Source organism: Spirosoma harenae (assembly GCF_054776975.1).
On the sequence record NZ_BAAHBD010000014.1, the window covers coordinates 268,591 to 286,087 of the forward strand.

The window sequence follows — 17,497 nt, forward strand, 5'->3', positions numbered from 1 at the left end:
AACTGCTTTCTGTTGCCTATTAATCTTATTGCTGAGTTGTAAGCAAGAAGCTATGAACGGGCCCGGACGTGTGGAGGCCGCCTTTATTTCGGATAGTCAACTAATTGCCGATGGATGCGAAGACAACGTCCGTCTGGCGAAAACGGATTCAACTGGCAACCAAATCATCTATAAACCAACTGCCGCTACGCTATCCATTTACCGAAAAGCGCTGAGTGATATTCCTTCTTCCACAAATACACTTGAACGAGCCGTTACAGTCCGATTTCTTGAGACAGGGCAACAAGTAGAATTATTATGTGGCTGGGGCCATAAACCCAAAGTAGGTGAGATTGACATTCTGGAGATCAAACCTCGATAAGATCTGTTCACATAGATTGAACAGGCATCCGACATTGATTGTTACACCTGCGTATGACTACGCAAACGTACACCGACATCAACTTAACTGAACTTGAAATGCTCCGTCAGCAGCCTAATACGGCTGTTATTGATGTACGCGACGAATGGGAGTTTGACGAGTTTAATATTGGCGGTATCAATATTCCTTTACCTGATATTCGAGCCCGAAAAACTGAGCTACTCCCCTACCATTCTCTGATTGTTCTGTGCACAAATGGCGCTCGAAGTCGAGTAGCCGCTAAAGATTTTCTTCGTCAACCTGAATTTCAGGACAAATCTATTTATCACCTCCACGGCGGCATTGTTGAGGATGTAGAGTAAGTAAGATGTGTGAACTGATTGTCTCTCTACTTCACACATCTTATAGCATACATCACACTTACCTACGTTACAATCGTGAAGCCGGGTTTGGCTGCCTGTTTTTCGACATGGGGTAAGTTTATCTGAAGAATATCGTGCACATTCACCCGTATTAATTGACTTAATTGATTCAAAGGCAAGTCATTACGCTCTAGTCCGAAAGGCTCTTCAATTTCTTCACCAATCATTTCCAAACCCACTAGTATATACGACGTGAGCATTACAGCCGGAATTGTCATATACCCATAAACTGACACAACCGTAAAAGGCAGTAGGATCACATAGAGCATTATGAATAGCTTGATAAACAGCATATAGGAGAATGGAATCGGCGTACTTTTGATCCGCTCACAAATGCCACAAACATCCATCAATGACGTTAAATACTGATTCAGGTTGATATGCTGCGATTCTGAAATCTGACCTTCCCGATACAATGCTTCTGTTTTTACCCAAAGCTGATTGGATACGCCCGCCGGTTTGTGATCAAAGTTACTCAGGTCACGCTTTTCACCTTCTTCAACTACATCGAGTTCGTGCATTCCAGGCATTTCGCGCAGGTGATTCTTAAGCGCAAATGGAAAATTAGAAATCGCTTTGGCAAAGAAAAGTCGGCTCTCTTCATCGCCCTGCGGTAAAACAGCGTTGAAAAAGATGGCCAGATTTCGGCAATTATTGACTAATACGCCCCAAGCCTGCCGACCTTCATAAAATCGGTCATAGGCGGTATTGGTCCGAAAAAGTAATAATAAGCTCAACAGAATACCCATTGCCCCAAGAAATGGCGCCGGTGTATCTTTCAGGCGTAAATCAACGTAGTACATTTCGCCAATCGTAACCACCATTACGTAGAGAAACACAACGACCAAACGACGTACCAAAGCCTTAGCCGTTGGTCCCGTATGAAAATGCCAGATTGAGGAAAGAAGTCCTTTGTTTTTATAAAGAATCATTCAGTGCGATGATAATGAATAGTGTAGTACAGTTTTGTTAACTGCTAATTACCCTAAACAGTTATCATACCAGAAAAAACACGTTTGGCTGGCCCAATCAGATAAATATTATCAAACTGTCCATTGCCCAACGGATTGAATGACACACGAAGATTACCACCCAATGTTCGAATAAATACCGGATCAGCCATGTCCAGTTGCTGATGAGCCACTAGAGCAACAGCTGTTACTCCTGTTCCGCAGGAGTAGGTTTCATCTTCGACACCCCGCTCGTAGGTTCTGACAAACAGCGTATTCCCATCGATCACCTGGGCAAAATTAGCATTCGTACCGCCGGGTTGGAAGCGGGTATCGTATCGAACAGAACGACCTTCTTCAACGACTTCAAGCATTTCCAGGTCATCTTCAAAACGAACTACGTGCGGTGAACCCGTATTCAGAAATGTAAGACCTTCACGATTTTCAATATCGGATACATCGCTCATTTTCAAGAATATATCTTCTTCGCAAACAACCGCAATATGTTCGCCATCGACGGCCCGAAAACGAGTTTCGCTCTCGAACAGGCCCAGGTCATGCGCAAAGCGGACAATACATCGGCCACCATTACCGCACATACTCCCTTCAGCCCCATCGGCGTTGAAATAAACCATCCGAAAATCGTATTCCGGATCATTCTGAAGTAGAATTAGTCCATCAGCGCCAATGCCAAACCGACGGTGGCAAAGGCGTTCAACCAATGCCTGATCTGAAGCTGGAAACGTCTGATCGCGGTCGTCAATCAGCACAAAATCATTTCCGGTACCCTGGTATTTAAAAAAGTTGAAGTTCATGAAAGTCGATTCTAAAATAAAAAAGCCACCCTTTCAGGCAGCTTTTGATTCTTGGAGAAAACAGAACAGGCAATTAAGCTGCTGCAACTGCCTTTGGCTTGCGCTCTTTCAGACGTGCTGCCTTACCTTGGCGGCCGCGTAGATAGAACAACCGAGCCCGGCGAACTTTACCCAGACGAACAACTTCAATTTTGTCGATATTGGGCGACAGCAGTGGGAAAATCCGCTCAACACCCACACCGTTCGATACTTTGCGCACGGTGAATGTTTCGCCACCGCTGCTTGGGTTACGGCGTTGAATTACCGTACCGGTAAATATCTGAATGCGTTCTTTATTGCCTTCGCGGATTTTAACGTGTACGTTTACCGTATCACCCGCCCGGAATGTGGGCAACTCGGTGCGACGCTGCGCGTTGTCTGCCTCCACTAATTTGATTAACTCGCTCATGACCGTATATAATCGCCAGATAAGTATTTGCGAAATGAGCCGCAAAGATAGTAATTTTCTCCGTACGAAAGAAAATACTTTTGTAAAATTACGGCGAATATGCGGAGTACACTGACACCGACCTTATGAAAATACTGAATGTTGACCAAATTAGAGCTCTTGATCAATCTACTATTGAACATGAACCCATTGCCCCAATAAATCTGATGGAGCGCGCTGCGCTGGCATTTGTTGATTGGTATGTAAATCGGTTTCCTGATACAACACCTACTAAATTATTCTGCGGACTTGGTAACAACGGAGGAGATGGATTAGCCATCGCTCGCCTGCTTTTAGAACGCAATTATCCAATTGAAGTCAATGTTGTCCGCTACGCCCCGCGCGAGTCGGATGATTTTATGCATAATCATCGGCGGCTCAAACTGCTCACCGAAACCATACATTACATCGAGTCAGCGCAGGCGATTCCGGCACTTCGCCACAACGAGGTCGTTATCGACGCAATTCTTGGAACGGGACTAACTCGGCCAACGGAAGGCATTGTGAAGAGTGTAGTTGAAAGCATCAACCGGTCGCCAGCCACAGTCATTTCGGTCGATATTGCTAGTGGTCTTTACACGGATCAACCCAATGATCCGACCGATGTGATCGTCGAACCTGATTATACCGTTACGTTTCAGTTGCCAAAACTGGCGTTTATGCTCCCTAACAATGGCCCCTATGTGGGCGATTGGCATATTGTCGATATTCGTTTGCGCAAACGATTTATTGATCTGGCTCCTACGCCTTACTATTTTACGCAACCGCAGGACGCCCGTTTACTACTTCGAAAGCGAAAACGCTATTCGCATAAAGGCTCGTTTGGCCATGCCTTGTTATTGGTAGGCAGCTACGGAAAAATTGGCGCAGCGGTTCTGGCAGCAAAAGCCTGTTTGCGGTCGGGAGTTGGTTTACTTACAGTTCAGACTCCTAAGTGCGGCTACAATATCTTACAGACTGCCGTTCCCGAAGCCATGTGTCGACCCGATGGAGGAACCAATGTATTAACCGGAACGCTGGATCGGGGTATCAGTGAAATAGGCGATCTCGGCCCAGCCGATTACACGACCGTTGGCGTCGGTCCGGGAATCGGGAAATCGCATGAAACACTGGATATGCTGAAAGGCGTATTGAAATCGGTGAAAAAGCCAATGGTCATAGACGCTGATGCGCTAAATCTGATTGCTGAAAACACTGAATTACTGAAACTTATTCCTGCCAATAGCATTTTAACCCCTCATCCTAAAGAGTTCCAACGGCTAACAAAAGCCTGGCAGGATGATTATGAAAAACTAAATATTCTGCGGGATTTTGCAAAAAAGCACCGGGTCATTGTCGTCTTAAAAGGGGCTTACTCAGCGATTGCTACGCCGGATGGAGATGTTCATTTCAACTCTACAGGCAACCCTGGCCTAAGCACGGGTGGTACGGGTGATGTCCTGACAGGTGTCGTGACGGCTTTACTAGCTCAAGATTACGATTCTGTCGAAGCTGCTGTACTGGGTGTGTTTATGCATGGATTAGCGGGTGACAGAGTTGCTGACCAACGCGGACAAATCGGCATGACTGCTTCAGATATTGTTGATGCCCTTCGCTGGGATTGACCCCGTATTGACTTGTGTTACGTATATACGGAGCGGTTACTTCTTTAAACCTGCTCCGTCTTATTTCAAACTACACGTTCAGCCGCTTGCACTTTAGATCAACGTCAGATCAGGTAGTTATACGTAATGAAAATTTACGGGGTTTTTGCGCTATTGCGGCATTGAACAAATAGCCAATTTTGCCCCGTAAACAACTTATACTGACGAACAAATGAAATCCACCGCCCAGCGAAGCTGGCAATTTGACCAACCAGCCCGAAAAACGAAACCGGCCATTGATATAACGACTGCTTTAGGAAGCCTGACGGTTGCCCTACTGGGCTATATCCTTTACCACATTTATCCGCTCGTATCTAAAGGGGTGCTTTGGTAAGCATTTCAAGTTTCAAGACTTAGTAAAAATGAGCGCATTGGCCATGCTGATGCAGGAAGTATCTTAAATTGTCCTTATTTGTATAAAAGGTGTTTGTAAGATGCTTCCTGCGGCAGCATGACAAAATAGTTATTTCATAACCTGATACGTAAATAGGGCGGCTACATATGCAAGGCTCATCATATAGACTAATTGCACAGTAGGCCATTTCCAGCTTTTTGTTTCGCGTTGTGTAGCGGCTAATGTGCTCATACACATCATCGCAAATACATAGAAAATCAGCAGCGACCAGGCTAACGCAGGTGTGTACATGGGTCCACCCGTTTTGGGATTACGTTCCTGGCGAAGTCGCTCGCGAATGGTAACGCCTGTTTCATCGTCGCTGCTGCCGATGCTGTAGATCGTAGACATAGTGCCGACAAATACCTCGCGGGCAGCAAAGGAACTGAGTAGCGCAATACCAATTTTCCAGTCGTAGCCGAGCGGTCGAATTACGGGTTCGATAAAATGGCCAAATAGCCCCGCATAAGAGGCCTCAAGCCGTTCAGAGGCAATGTGATTTTCTAGTTCATCCGCTGCCATTGTTGAATTTTGTTGCCTTGCCCGAGTTTCTGCCTGCTCCATCGCATCGCCAGGACCATAGCTGGCTAGTACCCACAACACAATTGAAATCGCGAGAATAACCCGACCCGCTTCCCAAACAAACGCCCGAACGCTTTCCCAAACGGTTAGTCCGACGTGGTTCCAACGGGGGAGTTTAAACGTTGGCAATTCCATAATGAAATAGCTACGTTCTTTTGTCTTAAGAACCAGTTTTAGTATATAAGCAGCTAGTAGTGCACTCACCAGACCTAGCAAATATAAGCCCATCAACGCTAACCCCTGTACGTTAAAAACGCCCAGCACACGCTGGTTTGGGACAACCAACGCAATCAGAATTGTATAGATCGGTAACCGGGCCGAACAACTCATCAGTGGTGTTACCAAAATCGTAATTAATCGGTCACGGCGGGTCCCGATGCTACGCGCTGCCATAATGGCCGGTACGGCGCAGGCAACGCCTGAAATCAGCGGTACGACACTACGGCCATTCAGCCCGAATTTGCGCATAATCCGATCCATAATGACCATCACCCGCGACATATAACCCGATTCTTCGAGCAAAGCTACTAGCAGGAACAGAAACGCAATCTGCGGAATGAACACTAAAACACCACCAATACCCGCCAAAACGCCATCGGTTAGTAAATCGGTAAGCGGACCAGCGGGAAGCTGTTCTTTCAGCCAACCATTCAACCAGGCAACACCATTATCGATACTATCCATAAATGGTTGAGCCCAGGCAAAAATGGCCTGAAAAATCAGCAGCAGAACCAGGGCGAAAATTGCGTAACCCCAAATAGGATGCAGGAGAATCTTATCCAGTTTCTGACTCCAGGTAGGTTGACCAACTGGCCGCTTATTTGTTGTCGTTTCAGCCACAACACTGGCTATTCGTTTATAGCGTGTGATCGTTTCGGCTGCCTGAAAGGTATGTTCGCTAAACTGATATTTATCGATAATAGCATCTAAACCAAGCTGTTGCTCTCGATTCAGAAACGTAAATCCATCATGCTGAATGATATATTGTAGCGCCAGGTAATTATTATCAAGACCATATTGAGCCTTCGTATCCGTAATTAATCCCTCGGCCTCGTCCAGGGGATCGAAAAAAAGTTTACCCGGCAAAGTTGGTTCATTGATTTGCGCCAGAACCGCTTTCTTGAGTTGATCTGTCCCTTCTCCCGTTCGGGCATTAATACGGACAACCGGTACCCCTAAGAGCATCGCTAACTTTACGGCATTCACCTCTTTAGCCTGCTGATGCGCCACATCCAGCATATTCAGGGCCAGGATAACAGGAACACTTAGATCAGCGACTTGCGTGAAGAGCAGTAAATTCCGGTGCAGATTAGATGCATCTACCACAACAATAGCCACATCTGGGTAATCGGAGTGAGCCGGATTGGCTAGAATATCCGTAACGATTTGTTCGTCCAGCGATTTCGGATAAATAGAATATACGCCAGGAAGATCAACAACTGTGGCTGTTGTTTGGGAGTCAATAAGCCAAGTTCCAGATTTTTTATCGACTGTAACCCCGGGAAAGTTGCCTGTTTTCTGACGCAGACCTGTCAGTTGGTTGAACAGAGACGATTTACCAGCGTTCGGATTGCCAACAAGGGCGATTACGGGGGAACTCAACTGTTTACAATTTGTGGTTTATGGCTTATTGCGATCTGATGACTACAGACAATAATCCATAAACTAGTCAATAAAAATAGTAGCAGCCTCTGATTTACGCAGGGCCAGACAGTATCCTGATACATCCAGACAAATAGGATCCCCTAAGGGCGCTTTGCCGCATAAGCAAACTTCAGAACCTGGTAAACACCCCATTTCCAGCAACTTAAGTGACATTGTCTGGTTACTAAATGACTGAATTGTGGCTCGTTCACCAATTTTCAAATCAGCAACACTTCGTTTTTGCATAGGTGGGTACTATTAAACTTATTTAGATTCAGTTTAAGTAATGCAAGATTACGGCAGAAAGTTCTCGGATGCAAATTGCCGCCTATAAATCCTGGCTCTTCAGACCTTCAAACTCCCTTTTACGTCACTTCCACGCCAGGTCTTAACGAAGAATCTTCTGAATAACGACAAATTATAGGTTTTCCTGTAGGCAGAATGTAGGTGTTTGTAGAGAATTCGGGAAACGACGGAGCCTGACCTTTGTCATGTTCTTAAACAACTCAATTTTCTAAACAAACCGAATCATGTCTACTACGAATGTTTTAAAACACACAGCCCTACTGATGGGCGTCTGCTTTTTACAAATTGTGCTGTTTGCCAGCTATACGATGAATGTATGGCAACATCCTTTAGTACTGCTGATCATGGTCTTAGTACCTGTCTTTCTACTCGCCAAAACATACCAGCGAGAGCGTAATTGGTTCAATACAGCCAGCAAAACTTCCGGGCAAATTATTGACCGTCGAGTTCGAATCGTTTGGGGTAAACTGAGAAGAAGACTTACTGTAGAATACGTGCTGAATGGGATCACGTACAAATACTATTCGTATCACGGCCTGTTTACCAAAGCGCCACAGGTAGGAGCTTCCTATCCTTTGTTGTACAATCCAGCTCAGCCAAATGCAGCTCGCGAACGTGGCGATTTTCTAGGTACGATCGTACCCTGGATTGCTATGTCATTCAGCGCAATTCTTCTTGCCTTCATCTCCTATTACGTATTCACCACTCCAGACGCACTACCCGTTTCAATGGCCGCTGGTAAGTAAACCCATTATGCTGCAACTCGCCAGACGCAAATTATAGGTTTTCCTATAGACCGAATGTAGGTCTTTGTGGATGGTACACCAGCAAATAACCCAAGACCTTTGTCATGCTTTAACAATCAACTACTTATGCAAACAGCACTGCCTACCTCCGCTACCCACGCGCTCACCAGCGCCGACCATAAAACTGACGATGAAGGCTTCTTCACCGTACTCTACGAAATCATCCGTCGCCACCCGGTTTTGTTCACCGTCTTATTTATGATTCCCTTCGTGGCCTTGTTGATTTCGCTGGGTTTCAAATGGTTCTACGTCTTCAACGATTCGGCTCATTACCTGTCAAACTTCCAGATAGATCCTAAAACCGGCGTCTGGTCTGATCAGAACATTTACTTTAGCCCAGGCATCGACCGCTACATTCGTGAACTGGATATTGCCGGTCTGCTGGGGGGTATCGTCGGGATTTTCATTGGTTTATTCGTTACGGTTTCGACCGAAAAAGCGAATCGCCAGAAAGAGAAACTCAATCAGCAGGAAATGGAGCATATCAAAACGCAAACCAATCTGCTGGTGCAGGCTACGCAATCGCTCAATACGCTGATGGTGGATGTGAGCGGCAAAGTGAACGAAAAAGTGCAACTGATGGAAGGCGCTGACGAACTTTTGGAAGGCATTGGCAAAGTCGTAGAATCGGCGCAAACGCAGGGAAACGATCTGCTGGTATTATCAAATACAGCTCGTATTGAAGGCATCGCTCCTTTCCGAATGGAATACGTAGCCAAGCACGCCAATCTGAAACCGCACGAACTAAAAAATGCGACCCAGTTCGATTACGCCCGCAAAGCCGAAGCCCTTCAGCGCGACCGTACCGACATCGAAAATAAGCTGAAAGGAGCTGCGCTTTATCTCCAGAAAATGGGGAGCGACGCACACGTCGAATTCGTAACGCTCAACGATCAGAACGAAGGCGCTACCCACGCATTCCTGAAATACCTCGGCAAAGTGGTGAACGAACACGTATCGGTCGAAACGTACCGACCAGGCAGTAATTCGGTTCTGAATCAGCGCGAAGATACTCCACACCACAACCGATTCCTGGTACCGTCTTCAACGGATAATACAGACCCTAAATCACTGCTGGTAAATCAATTATACAAGGATCACTCCAATGCCATTCAGGAAATGCAGGAATTAGGTATCCGGGTTTCGAAAGTAAATAAAACTCTGCCTGTGCAACTGTTCATCAGCGCTCCCCGCGAAAACAAACCAGGCATCTTCCGTGGACTTTGCGTGTGTATCCTCGGTAGCGGATCAAGTGCAAGCGGTCGGGCCACGAAATTAACGGCCTTCCTGACCGAAGATCCACACATCATAGCCTCCATGACGGAACTCTTCTACGATTATCAGACCGACGGCAAAATGAATACGCAGGAATTCATTCGGCAAATGATTTAATCCGCTCCCTTTACTACTAATCGACCGCTCATGTCTACCTTACTACTCATCCGAAAACTCTGGCCGTTTGTCCAAAAGTACCGAGGCAGTCTGGCACTAGCCCTGCTATTGACCATGATCGGAGCTTTGCTGGCACAGGTTACGCCGTTAGTCATGGAGTACACCGTCAATACCGTTCAGGGATTGCTCAAACGACCGATTGACAAAGGCGAAGTAACCTGGGTGGTAGGCAGTTTGGTAGCGATTTTACTGACCAAAGAAATACTGAGCCTGCTCATTCAATTGGGTCAGAAATTTCTGAGTGATCGAATTCGGTTTCGGATGGCTGCGGATTTGTACGACTACACCATCCGCCGAATTGTCAGCTACCATTTATCGTTCTTCGCGCTGAATCAAAATCAGACGGGTAAGCTCGAAAAACGGATTGATAAAGGAATCGAGAATTTAACCAAAACCGTCAAGAATCTCTTTGTCGATATTATTCCGATGATGGCGAATGCGGTTTTCGCGCTGGTCCTGATTTATAATAAGAACTGGGGAGTTGGTATCGTCGCTACGCTAGTGCTGCCGCTATACGCCTACATTAGCCGCGAACAGACGAATCGCCAGAAACAAATCCGTCGGAATATTCAGGAAGTACGGGAGAACAAAGCCAATTCGCTGTTTGGGTTGCTGGAGTCCATTTTCGTGGTCAAATCGTTCGTCCGGGAAAATTACGAGCAAGGCCGTCAACAGGAAATAAATCGCCGTTTGTGCGAAAATGAGATTCGTCACCACCGTACCAATTACCTGTTCGATGGGCTGAAAAGCGTGGCTGAGCAAATGGGTATAGTTCTGGTGTTTGTCGTAACGATTTACTTCGTACTCAATCGACAAATGAGTGTTGGGGCTATTCTGCTTCACATCATGTTGTTCAATAACGTATCTGCTCCCGTTCGCCACCTGCACCGCATCTACGACGAATATACCGAAGCGCTGGTCTACGCTGAAGGTTTCTTCGATATGATCGAAAATAGTGCCTATCTACAACAACGTGGTTCGTTGACCACAACCGATTGGAAAGGGCATTTCTCGCTTCGCAATGTGGATTTCACCTACCCGAATGGCAAACAGGCCTTAAGCAAGGTCACGCTGGATGTAGAGCCGGGCAAAGTCACGGCACTGGTGGGATTATCAGGAGCGGGAAAAAGTTCAGCCCTTAATTTATTGGCTGGTTTTTACGATCCAACGCAAGGAAGTGTATTACTGGATGGCCAGCCATTGGCTGATTATAAGAGCGATTTTGTACGCGAAAACGTTGGGTTGGTGCTTCAGAAAAACCACATTTTCGCTGGAACCATTGAAGAAAACATCCGCTATGGTCGACTTGAAGCTACTGACGAAGAGGTGATCGAAGCGGCTCGAAAAGCCTGTCTTCACGAACAGGTACTTCGTTTGCCAGAAGGCTATAAAACTGAAGCGCGGTCCCTGTCGGGTGGGCAGCAACAGCGCATTGCCATTGCCCGATTATTTCTAAAAAATCCACCCGTTTTATTACTCGACGAACCCACTGCTAGTCTGGATGCCATCACGACCGAGCAAATCAAAGAAAGTCTGGACGCCATCAAGCAAAACCGTACGGTATTGATCATTTCTCACAACATCAGCCAGATTATGGATGCCGATAAAATTTACGTGCTTCAGGAAGGCGAAGTAATTGGTCAGGGAACGCACGAATCCTTATATCAGGAAGGTGGCCTCTATCGGGACATTATCGACTCAAATGCCCGAACATTGAACATCAGCCGATTAGCGGCAACGGTATTAGGCTAAAACCATCTTCGCTTTACCAACACCGCAAACACAAAACTAGTATGAATCAGACGATTCGAGGATATACGCTTACGCAATGGCTGGGTTCGGGTGGTATGGGTGAAGTTTATCAGGCCATTCACGATTCAACCCAACGAACGGTAGCCATTAAATTATTGAGCCAGTTAGAGCAGGCCGAACGGTTCCGCAACGAAGCAGCTCTACAGGCATCGTTGCGACATGCCAACATTGCCTTAATCTATGATTTTTTCGTGGAGAAGAATCTGCCTTGTCTGGTGATGGAGTATTTAGAAGGACCAACTATTCAGCAGGTTATTCGCAAAAATGGCTCTCTCTCTGAAGAAAAAGCCTGGAAATTGATTGGACAAATCGCGGAAGCGTTAGCCTACATGCACCAACGAAACATTGTACACCGGGACTTAAAAGCTGGAAATATTAAGTTAACCCGTGAAGGCAACCCCAAACTACTTGATTTTGGCCTGGCCCGCCAAACGAATGCTCCCCGCCTAACGCGCCAGGGACATCTGGTTGGAACGGTGTCATCTATGGCACCCGAGCAATTTGCGGGTGAAAGTAGTGCCGCTTCCGACTGCTGGGCACTGGGCGTTTTATTTTATGAAATGCTGACAGGCTATTCGCCGTTTGGTGGAAGTACGGAATCGGAAATTGGTCGCCTGATTCAGAAAGCGGATTACCTCTCTCCCCTTAAACTACAACCTAATCTGTCCCGCGCCAGCGAACGACTAATCAAAAAACTACTAATCGTTTCGCCTGAACGACGGCTTACGGCGCAACAAGTAGTAGAAGCTATTCGAGATCCATCCCGATTAGATACCCCCGAATGGATTGAGCCAATGCGCCGATTATGGGATAAAATGAAAGGATAGGTATTTTTTGTCTGTTGTCCTAGGGCTGTGCCCTCACAGCCCATTGTGGTCAGCGAACGTTAGCCATCCGGCAGCGCTGACTGTGAGGACACAGTCCATGGTTGGAAGAAGTGAATGTTTTTATCAAACTCGCTGTTTAACGTTAAAAAGGCGAATAACCTTGTTTTTGCGTCATTTAGGCTATCATTAGATATAATCTTTTCGTAGTTTTACCAATATTTTCTATCGTTAAAGTCTTTCATCGCCATGAACCGTATCGTAATTGCTTTCTTATGCGTATCGCTCGTCGCTTCGGCTTTTCGTCCCGCGGTTTTGCCCGTTGAGCGGCCGACGTCAAAAGTCGCTCCTAGTGTATCTGCCGAGCCAGTAAAGCTATCATGGGAAATCCTGCGCGATGTTACGTTTAAGAAAAAATGGTACGCTGAGGAATCCGTTTATATGCTTTATCCAACATTTGGCCAAAGTATCCAGAAACTAAACGGCAAAGTGGTTGATTTAACTGGCTACGTATTACCCGTTGACCTCGAATCGAATATCTATGTGCTATCAGCTTTCCCATACAGCGCTTGCTTCTTCTGCGGAGGTGCCGGTCCTGAATCAGTCGTATCGCTGAAGTTCAAAAAGTCTGACAAGAAATTTAAAACGGATGAGCGTCGGACATTCCGGGGAACGCTCAAACTCAATGCCGACAATATCTACGAGCTGAACTACATTTTAGCCGACGCTGAAATGATCGGTCAATAGAAATAGATAATGAACCTGTTCAAATAGCTTCAATTTTATACCATAAAGAAAGGCTCAGCTAACGTTGAGCCTTTCTTTATGTTTTGACTTTCCTTTCGATTTCAAAATGAAACACATCTTATCGATACTTTTCGTACTGATAAGCGTTCAGGTCCATGCGCATTTGGGAAATCTGTACGGTACCGTGTATGATCAAACAACAAATCTCCCTTTACGGAATGTTACGGTTCAATTGACTGGCCTGGGGAAGGCAGCTTTGACAAATGAGTTAGGGCAATATCGCTTTGATGGTTTGGTTCCAGCTCCATACAAGGTTGAGTTATCGCACGTTGGTTTCAAATCGGTGGTCATTGACGTTGTCGTTCAGGATGATCGTACAACCTTCGTCAAAACGATTCTGACGACTACCTCCGTCGAACTGAGCGAAGTGGTGGTGTCATCTCAACGGGCGCACGATCAGCAGTTGATCAGTAGTCTAGATATTAAGTTACGTCCTATCACAAACTCCCAGGAAATTCTGCGAATGGTGCCGGGACTGTTCATTGGTCAACATGCCGGAGGTGGAAAAGCCGAACAGATTTTTCTACGCGGTTTCGATCTCGACCACGGCACCGATATCCGCCTGACGGTTGATGGTATGCCGGTCAATATGGTCTCGCACGCACACGGACAAGGATATGCCGATCTGCATTTTGTTATTCCTGAATTAGTAGAAAGTGTTGATTTCAAAAAAGGGACTTATAACGCCGAGAAAGGCAATCTGACCACCGCTGGCTGGGTTGATTTCCGAACCAAAACGGCGCTGGACAAGAATTTCGTGAAACTGGAAGCGGGGCAATTTGATACCTATCGAGCTGTAGCTGGGTTGAATTTATTAAGCCAGACCGCACGTAATAAAAACCAATCCGCGTACCTGGCTTCGGAATATTCTTACACCAATTCCTATTTCGATAATCCTCAGAATTTCAAGCGGGTTAATGTCATGGGAAAATACCACGAACATATTGCCCCCAACACCAATCTGATACTCACCGGATCGACGTTCTGGAGCAAATGGAATCATTCGGGCCAGATTCCTGACCGGGCCGTTGAATCAGGGTTAACGGGGTTCTTTGGATCAATCGACCCGACCGAGGGGGGTGAAACCAGCCGGACAAATGCCAACCTCCAATTGGTCACGGTAACTCCCCGCAACCACGTTATCAAGAACCAGTTTTTTTACAGTAACTACAATTTCGAACTGTATTCAAACTTCACGTTTTTCAAGGAAGATTCTATCAATGGCGATCAGATTCGGCAGAAAGAGCACCGAAATCTAGTTGGCTACAACGGTAGTTATTCTACGCAACATACCATCGGCAAAACAACCTGGACAACTACAGTAGGGACCCAGTATCGTCAGGATATTACGCATCATACCGAGCTGTCGCACACAAAAAACCGGGTTGAGACACTGAATCAACTCAAATTTGGGAATATCAATGAGATCAATGCCGCTGCTTATGCCGACGAACTAATTCAGTTATCGGCTCGCTTTACGGTGAATGCAGGTATACGGGTCGATTATTTTCGCAGTCAGTACGAAGATTTATTGGCAACGCCAATCAGTACCAAGCGCGTAACGCAGGCAATTGTATCGCCAAAACTGAACCTGTATTATACTGCTAATCCACGTGTGCAACTCTATCTGAATACAGGCAAAGGTTTCCATTCCAACGACGTTCGGGTTGTTACGGCTCAGGATGGCCGCCAGATCCTTCCAGCCGCATATGGATCTGATCTTGGCGTAATTTTCAAACCCTTCCCAAAACTGCTTATTAATGCAGCCGCCTGGTATTTGTGGCTCCAGCAGGAATTTGTTTATGTGGGCGACGAAGGTGTGGTTGAACCCAGCGGACGATCTCGCCGACAAGGAATCGATTTATCAGTACGCTATCAACTTACCAAATCATTATATGCCGATCTGGATTTGAACACAGCGAAACCACGCGCAATTGATGCCGAAGCCGGACAAAATTACTTACCGCTTGCCCCTACATTTACCTCAACGGGTGGCCTGTCGTTACAAACAAACTATGGCCTGAATGGCTCAATTCGATATCGATACATAGCCAACCGACCAGCGAATGAAGATAATTCGATTGTAGCCAATGGCTATTTCGTAACCGACATGCAGGCCAATTATGCCAAGCGAGCTTATACAGTTGGCCTATCGGTTCAGAATCTGTTCAATACACGCTGGAAAGAAACTCAGTTTGCGACGGAAAGCCGTCTACAGGGCGAAGCCATGTCGGTCAATGAAATTCACTTTACGCCCGGAACTCCATTTTTCGCCCGCTTAAGTTTGACATTGTTCTGGTAGTGGGCTACGGCAATATATAGTCTGAAAATAGCTGTTGAAGATGAAACTCAAATATGTTAACACTTATTTGGCAGCAAGCCAGGTGGCGAATACGGCCAGGATTGTCGAAATAATCGATAGAGAAAAAGCTACAAGTGCGTATAGATAGGCGAAATCGTAAATAAACTTCACGCTGATAATCAACAGGATAATAGACAATATACAAAGGGTTGGAAATAAATAGTGAAGAATTTTATTTCGCATAAATCAAGCTATATACATACGTACTATTACTTAAGACCTTTGTTTAAACACGAAAGACTACTTCTCAGATTACTATTTAATGGCATTTTAATTTCACCTCATACAGTAATGTATTCATTTGTTCTAACTGCAATAGAATTAGATCGTTAAGGATAAGGCAGTGTGTGTTGGTCAATAATAAGAATAGGGCGTTCATTAACCGTTTCCTAAAACAATTATCAATTGAAGGGTAATTCATTGATCTTTATATTCTTACAGGCTACCCACTCATATGACGAATCGCTCTTATCTACTTCTGTTTAGTATTGGTTTATTTATAGTAACTACACAAATAGCTGATGCTCAGGTACCGAATTCGCTCGATTCTGTTAAAGTATATATAAAAACACATACTGCCCGCGACACAAATTACGTCCGGGCATTGAATGTCCTGGGGCGGGAACTTCATTCCGGCACTCATCCCGATTATGCTCAGGCCGATTCTGTACTTCAGGTGTCGGAGCGGTTAGCCAGCCAACTTCAGTATGGGATGGGGTTAGCTAAAGCCTATACGAATCGAGGATCAATCTATTACCTGACTGACCGACCGCAGCTGGCAGCAGATTATTTTCAGAAGGCCCTCACAACCGCCGAAAATTACAAACTCCCTCCACGGTTCATTTGCGGAGCCATTTCGAACGTTGCGGCCGCCCTGAGTAAGCTGCAACAATACGAGAAAGTGGTTTCTATGCAACTGCATTCGCTACAGCTTCAGGAGACATATAAGATTCAACCACGCATTCCTGCTACATACGGTGGTCTTGGTAGTGCCCTGAAAGAACTCAAAAAATTCAAGGAAGCCATCTCGTATTACCGACAAGCGTTAGCCTTGAATCAGCTTGAGAAAAATACAAACGGCATGGCTATCATAGAAAATAATATAGGCATTTGCTATGATGGTCTGAAACAATATGATCAATCGCTGACGTACTACAAACTGGCCTTAAAACATGCGAAAGAAACCCAATTCGCCTTGTTACAGGCTGATGTTCTGGTAAACATTGGTTTAGCGTTGAATCTTTCCGGACATCCCGCAGTAGGCATCCCTTATGTCAGACAGTCACTGAAAATTGGCGTTAATCAGCAGAACAAGGCGACTATAGCAACCGCCTACTTTAATCTGGGACAGATTTATGAAGCCCTAAAAGAGTATAAACCAGCAGAAGAAAATCTGAAGAAGGCACTTCAATTGGCCAACGAACGAAACGATAAAGAGCAGATAGCCACCTATACACAGGGATTGGCAGATCTGTACGGTGGTATGAAAAACTTCCAGCAGGCTTATGCATTTCAACTCGAACGAAATCAGCAGATTGACTCCTCTACAACCATCCGCACGAGCAGCGAAGTGCAGCGATTGATTGCAAAATACGAAGCGGAAAAGAAGGAAGCCCAGATCCGATTGCTCCAACAAGAAACCCAACTTCATCAACAGCAAAGCGAACGTACCCGGCTCCTCCTTATTGGCAGTGTTCTATTACTACTACTGGGCACAGTGGCCAGCGCCTGGCTGCTGAACCGGGCCAAGCTGCGCCGACTCGAAGAAGCTCAACAACTCCGCAAACAGATCGCCCACGACCTCCACGATGAAGTGGGCAGCACCCTCTC

The 17,497-nt window shown here is 45.9% G+C and carries 17 protein-coding genes; 11 read left to right on the plus strand and 6 right to left on the minus strand.

The features are described 5' to 3' along the window. Positions 1-52 precede the first annotated feature (52 nt). Positions 53-361, plus strand: a complete 309-nt coding sequence (locus ACYVE4_RS20675) for a hypothetical protein (protein WP_461042124.1) — start codon at positions 53-55, stop codon at positions 359-361. A 53-nt stretch (positions 362-414) separates the two neighbouring features. Beyond that, the gene (locus ACYVE4_RS20680; protein WP_461042125.1) at positions 415-723 is read left to right on the plus strand and encodes a rhodanese-like domain-containing protein; all 309 of its coding nucleotides are present in this window, start codon (positions 415-417) and stop codon (positions 721-723) included. Between the two features lie 62 nt (positions 724-785). On the opposite strand, the gene ACYVE4_RS20685 is transcribed toward ACYVE4_RS20680, so the two are convergent. The 3 genes from ACYVE4_RS20685 to rplS all read right to left on the minus strand — a co-directional run bounded on the left by ACYVE4_RS20685 (position 786) and on the right by rplS (position 2,996). Next, positions 786-1,715 (minus strand): bestrophin family protein, encoded by a 930-nt coding sequence (locus ACYVE4_RS20685; protein WP_461042126.1) that lies wholly within the window; start codon positions 1,713-1,715, stop codon positions 786-788. 53 nt (positions 1,716-1,768) lie between these two features. Further along, complete coding sequence (dapF, locus tag ACYVE4_RS20690) at positions 1,769-2,548, minus strand: diaminopimelate epimerase (protein WP_461042127.1); 780 nt, start codon at positions 2,546-2,548, stop codon at positions 1,769-1,771. 73 nt (positions 2,549-2,621) lie between these two features. Then, positions 2,622-2,996 (minus strand): 50S ribosomal protein L19, encoded by a 375-nt coding sequence (rplS, locus tag ACYVE4_RS20695; protein WP_461042128.1) that lies wholly within the window; start codon positions 2,994-2,996, stop codon positions 2,622-2,624. Positions 2,997-3,121: 125 nt separating this feature from the next. Here rplS and ACYVE4_RS20700 point away from each other — a divergent pair, with 125 nt between their 5' ends. After that, positions 3,122-4,639 (plus strand): NAD(P)H-hydrate dehydratase, encoded by a 1,518-nt coding sequence (locus tag ACYVE4_RS20700; protein ID WP_461042129.1) that lies wholly within the window; start codon positions 3,122-3,124, stop codon positions 4,637-4,639. 211 nt (positions 4,640-4,850) lie between these two features. After that, entirely contained in the window at positions 4,851-5,012 is a 162-nt protein-coding gene (locus tag ACYVE4_RS20705; protein WP_461042130.1) for a hypothetical protein, read from the plus strand. Positions 5,013-5,141: 129 nt separating this feature from the next. Here the strand turns inward: ACYVE4_RS20705 and feoB are convergent, their stop codons facing one another. Together feoB and ACYVE4_RS20715 are read right to left on the minus strand one after the other, a co-directional pair. Beyond that, a complete protein-coding gene (feoB, locus tag ACYVE4_RS20710; RefSeq protein WP_461042131.1) occupies positions 5,142-7,256 on the minus strand; it encodes a ferrous iron transport protein B in 2,115 nt (704 codons plus the stop codon). 63 nt (positions 7,257-7,319) lie between these two features. Further along, positions 7,320-7,544 carry a FeoA family protein gene (locus ACYVE4_RS20715; RefSeq protein ID WP_461042132.1) on the minus strand — a complete coding sequence of 75 codons (225 nt, stop codon included), beginning with the start codon at positions 7,542-7,544 and terminating at the stop codon, positions 7,320-7,322. A 284-nt stretch (positions 7,545-7,828) separates the two neighbouring features. On the opposite strand from ACYVE4_RS20715, the gene ACYVE4_RS20720 reads away from it, so the two are divergent. The 6 genes from ACYVE4_RS20720 to ACYVE4_RS20745 all read left to right on the plus strand — a co-directional run bounded on the left by ACYVE4_RS20720 (position 7,829) and on the right by ACYVE4_RS20745 (position 15,607). Continuing rightward, positions 7,829-8,350, plus strand: a complete 522-nt coding sequence (locus tag ACYVE4_RS20720; RefSeq protein WP_461042133.1) for a DUF3592 domain-containing protein — start codon at positions 7,829-7,831, stop codon at positions 8,348-8,350. A 126-nt stretch (positions 8,351-8,476) separates the two neighbouring features. Continuing rightward, positions 8,477-9,802, plus strand: a complete 1,326-nt coding sequence (locus tag ACYVE4_RS20725; RefSeq protein ID WP_461042134.1) for a hypothetical protein — start codon at positions 8,477-8,479, stop codon at positions 9,800-9,802. Between the two features lie 30 nt (positions 9,803-9,832). Then, on the plus strand, positions 9,833-11,614 hold the full coding sequence (locus ACYVE4_RS20730; protein WP_461042135.1) for an ABC transporter ATP-binding protein: 1,782 nt from the start codon (positions 9,833-9,835) through the stop codon (positions 11,612-11,614). A gap of 41 nt (positions 11,615-11,655) precedes the next feature. Continuing rightward, positions 11,656-12,501, plus strand: coding sequence for a serine/threonine protein kinase (locus ACYVE4_RS20735; RefSeq protein WP_461042136.1), 846 nt, complete (start codon positions 11,656-11,658; stop codon positions 12,499-12,501). A 246-nt stretch (positions 12,502-12,747) separates the two neighbouring features. Further along, positions 12,748-13,245 (plus strand): DUF3299 domain-containing protein, encoded by a 498-nt coding sequence (locus tag ACYVE4_RS20740; protein WP_461042137.1) that lies wholly within the window; start codon positions 12,748-12,750, stop codon positions 13,243-13,245. Positions 13,246-13,351: 106 nt separating this feature from the next. After that, positions 13,352-15,607, plus strand: coding sequence for a TonB-dependent receptor (locus tag ACYVE4_RS20745; protein WP_461042138.1), 2,256 nt, complete (start codon positions 13,352-13,354; stop codon positions 15,605-15,607). 63 nt (positions 15,608-15,670) lie between these two features. On the opposite strand, the gene ACYVE4_RS20750 is transcribed toward ACYVE4_RS20745, so the two are convergent. Further along, complete coding sequence (locus ACYVE4_RS20750) at positions 15,671-15,850, minus strand: hypothetical protein (RefSeq protein ID WP_461042140.1); 180 nt, start codon at positions 15,848-15,850, stop codon at positions 15,671-15,673. Positions 15,851-16,121: 271 nt separating this feature from the next. Between ACYVE4_RS20750 and ACYVE4_RS20755 the strand changes: the two genes are divergently transcribed. Then, positions 16,122-17,497, plus strand: a 1,376-nt coding sequence (locus tag ACYVE4_RS20755) for a tetratricopeptide repeat protein (RefSeq protein WP_461042141.1), incomplete at its 3' end; no start/stop codon positions are given.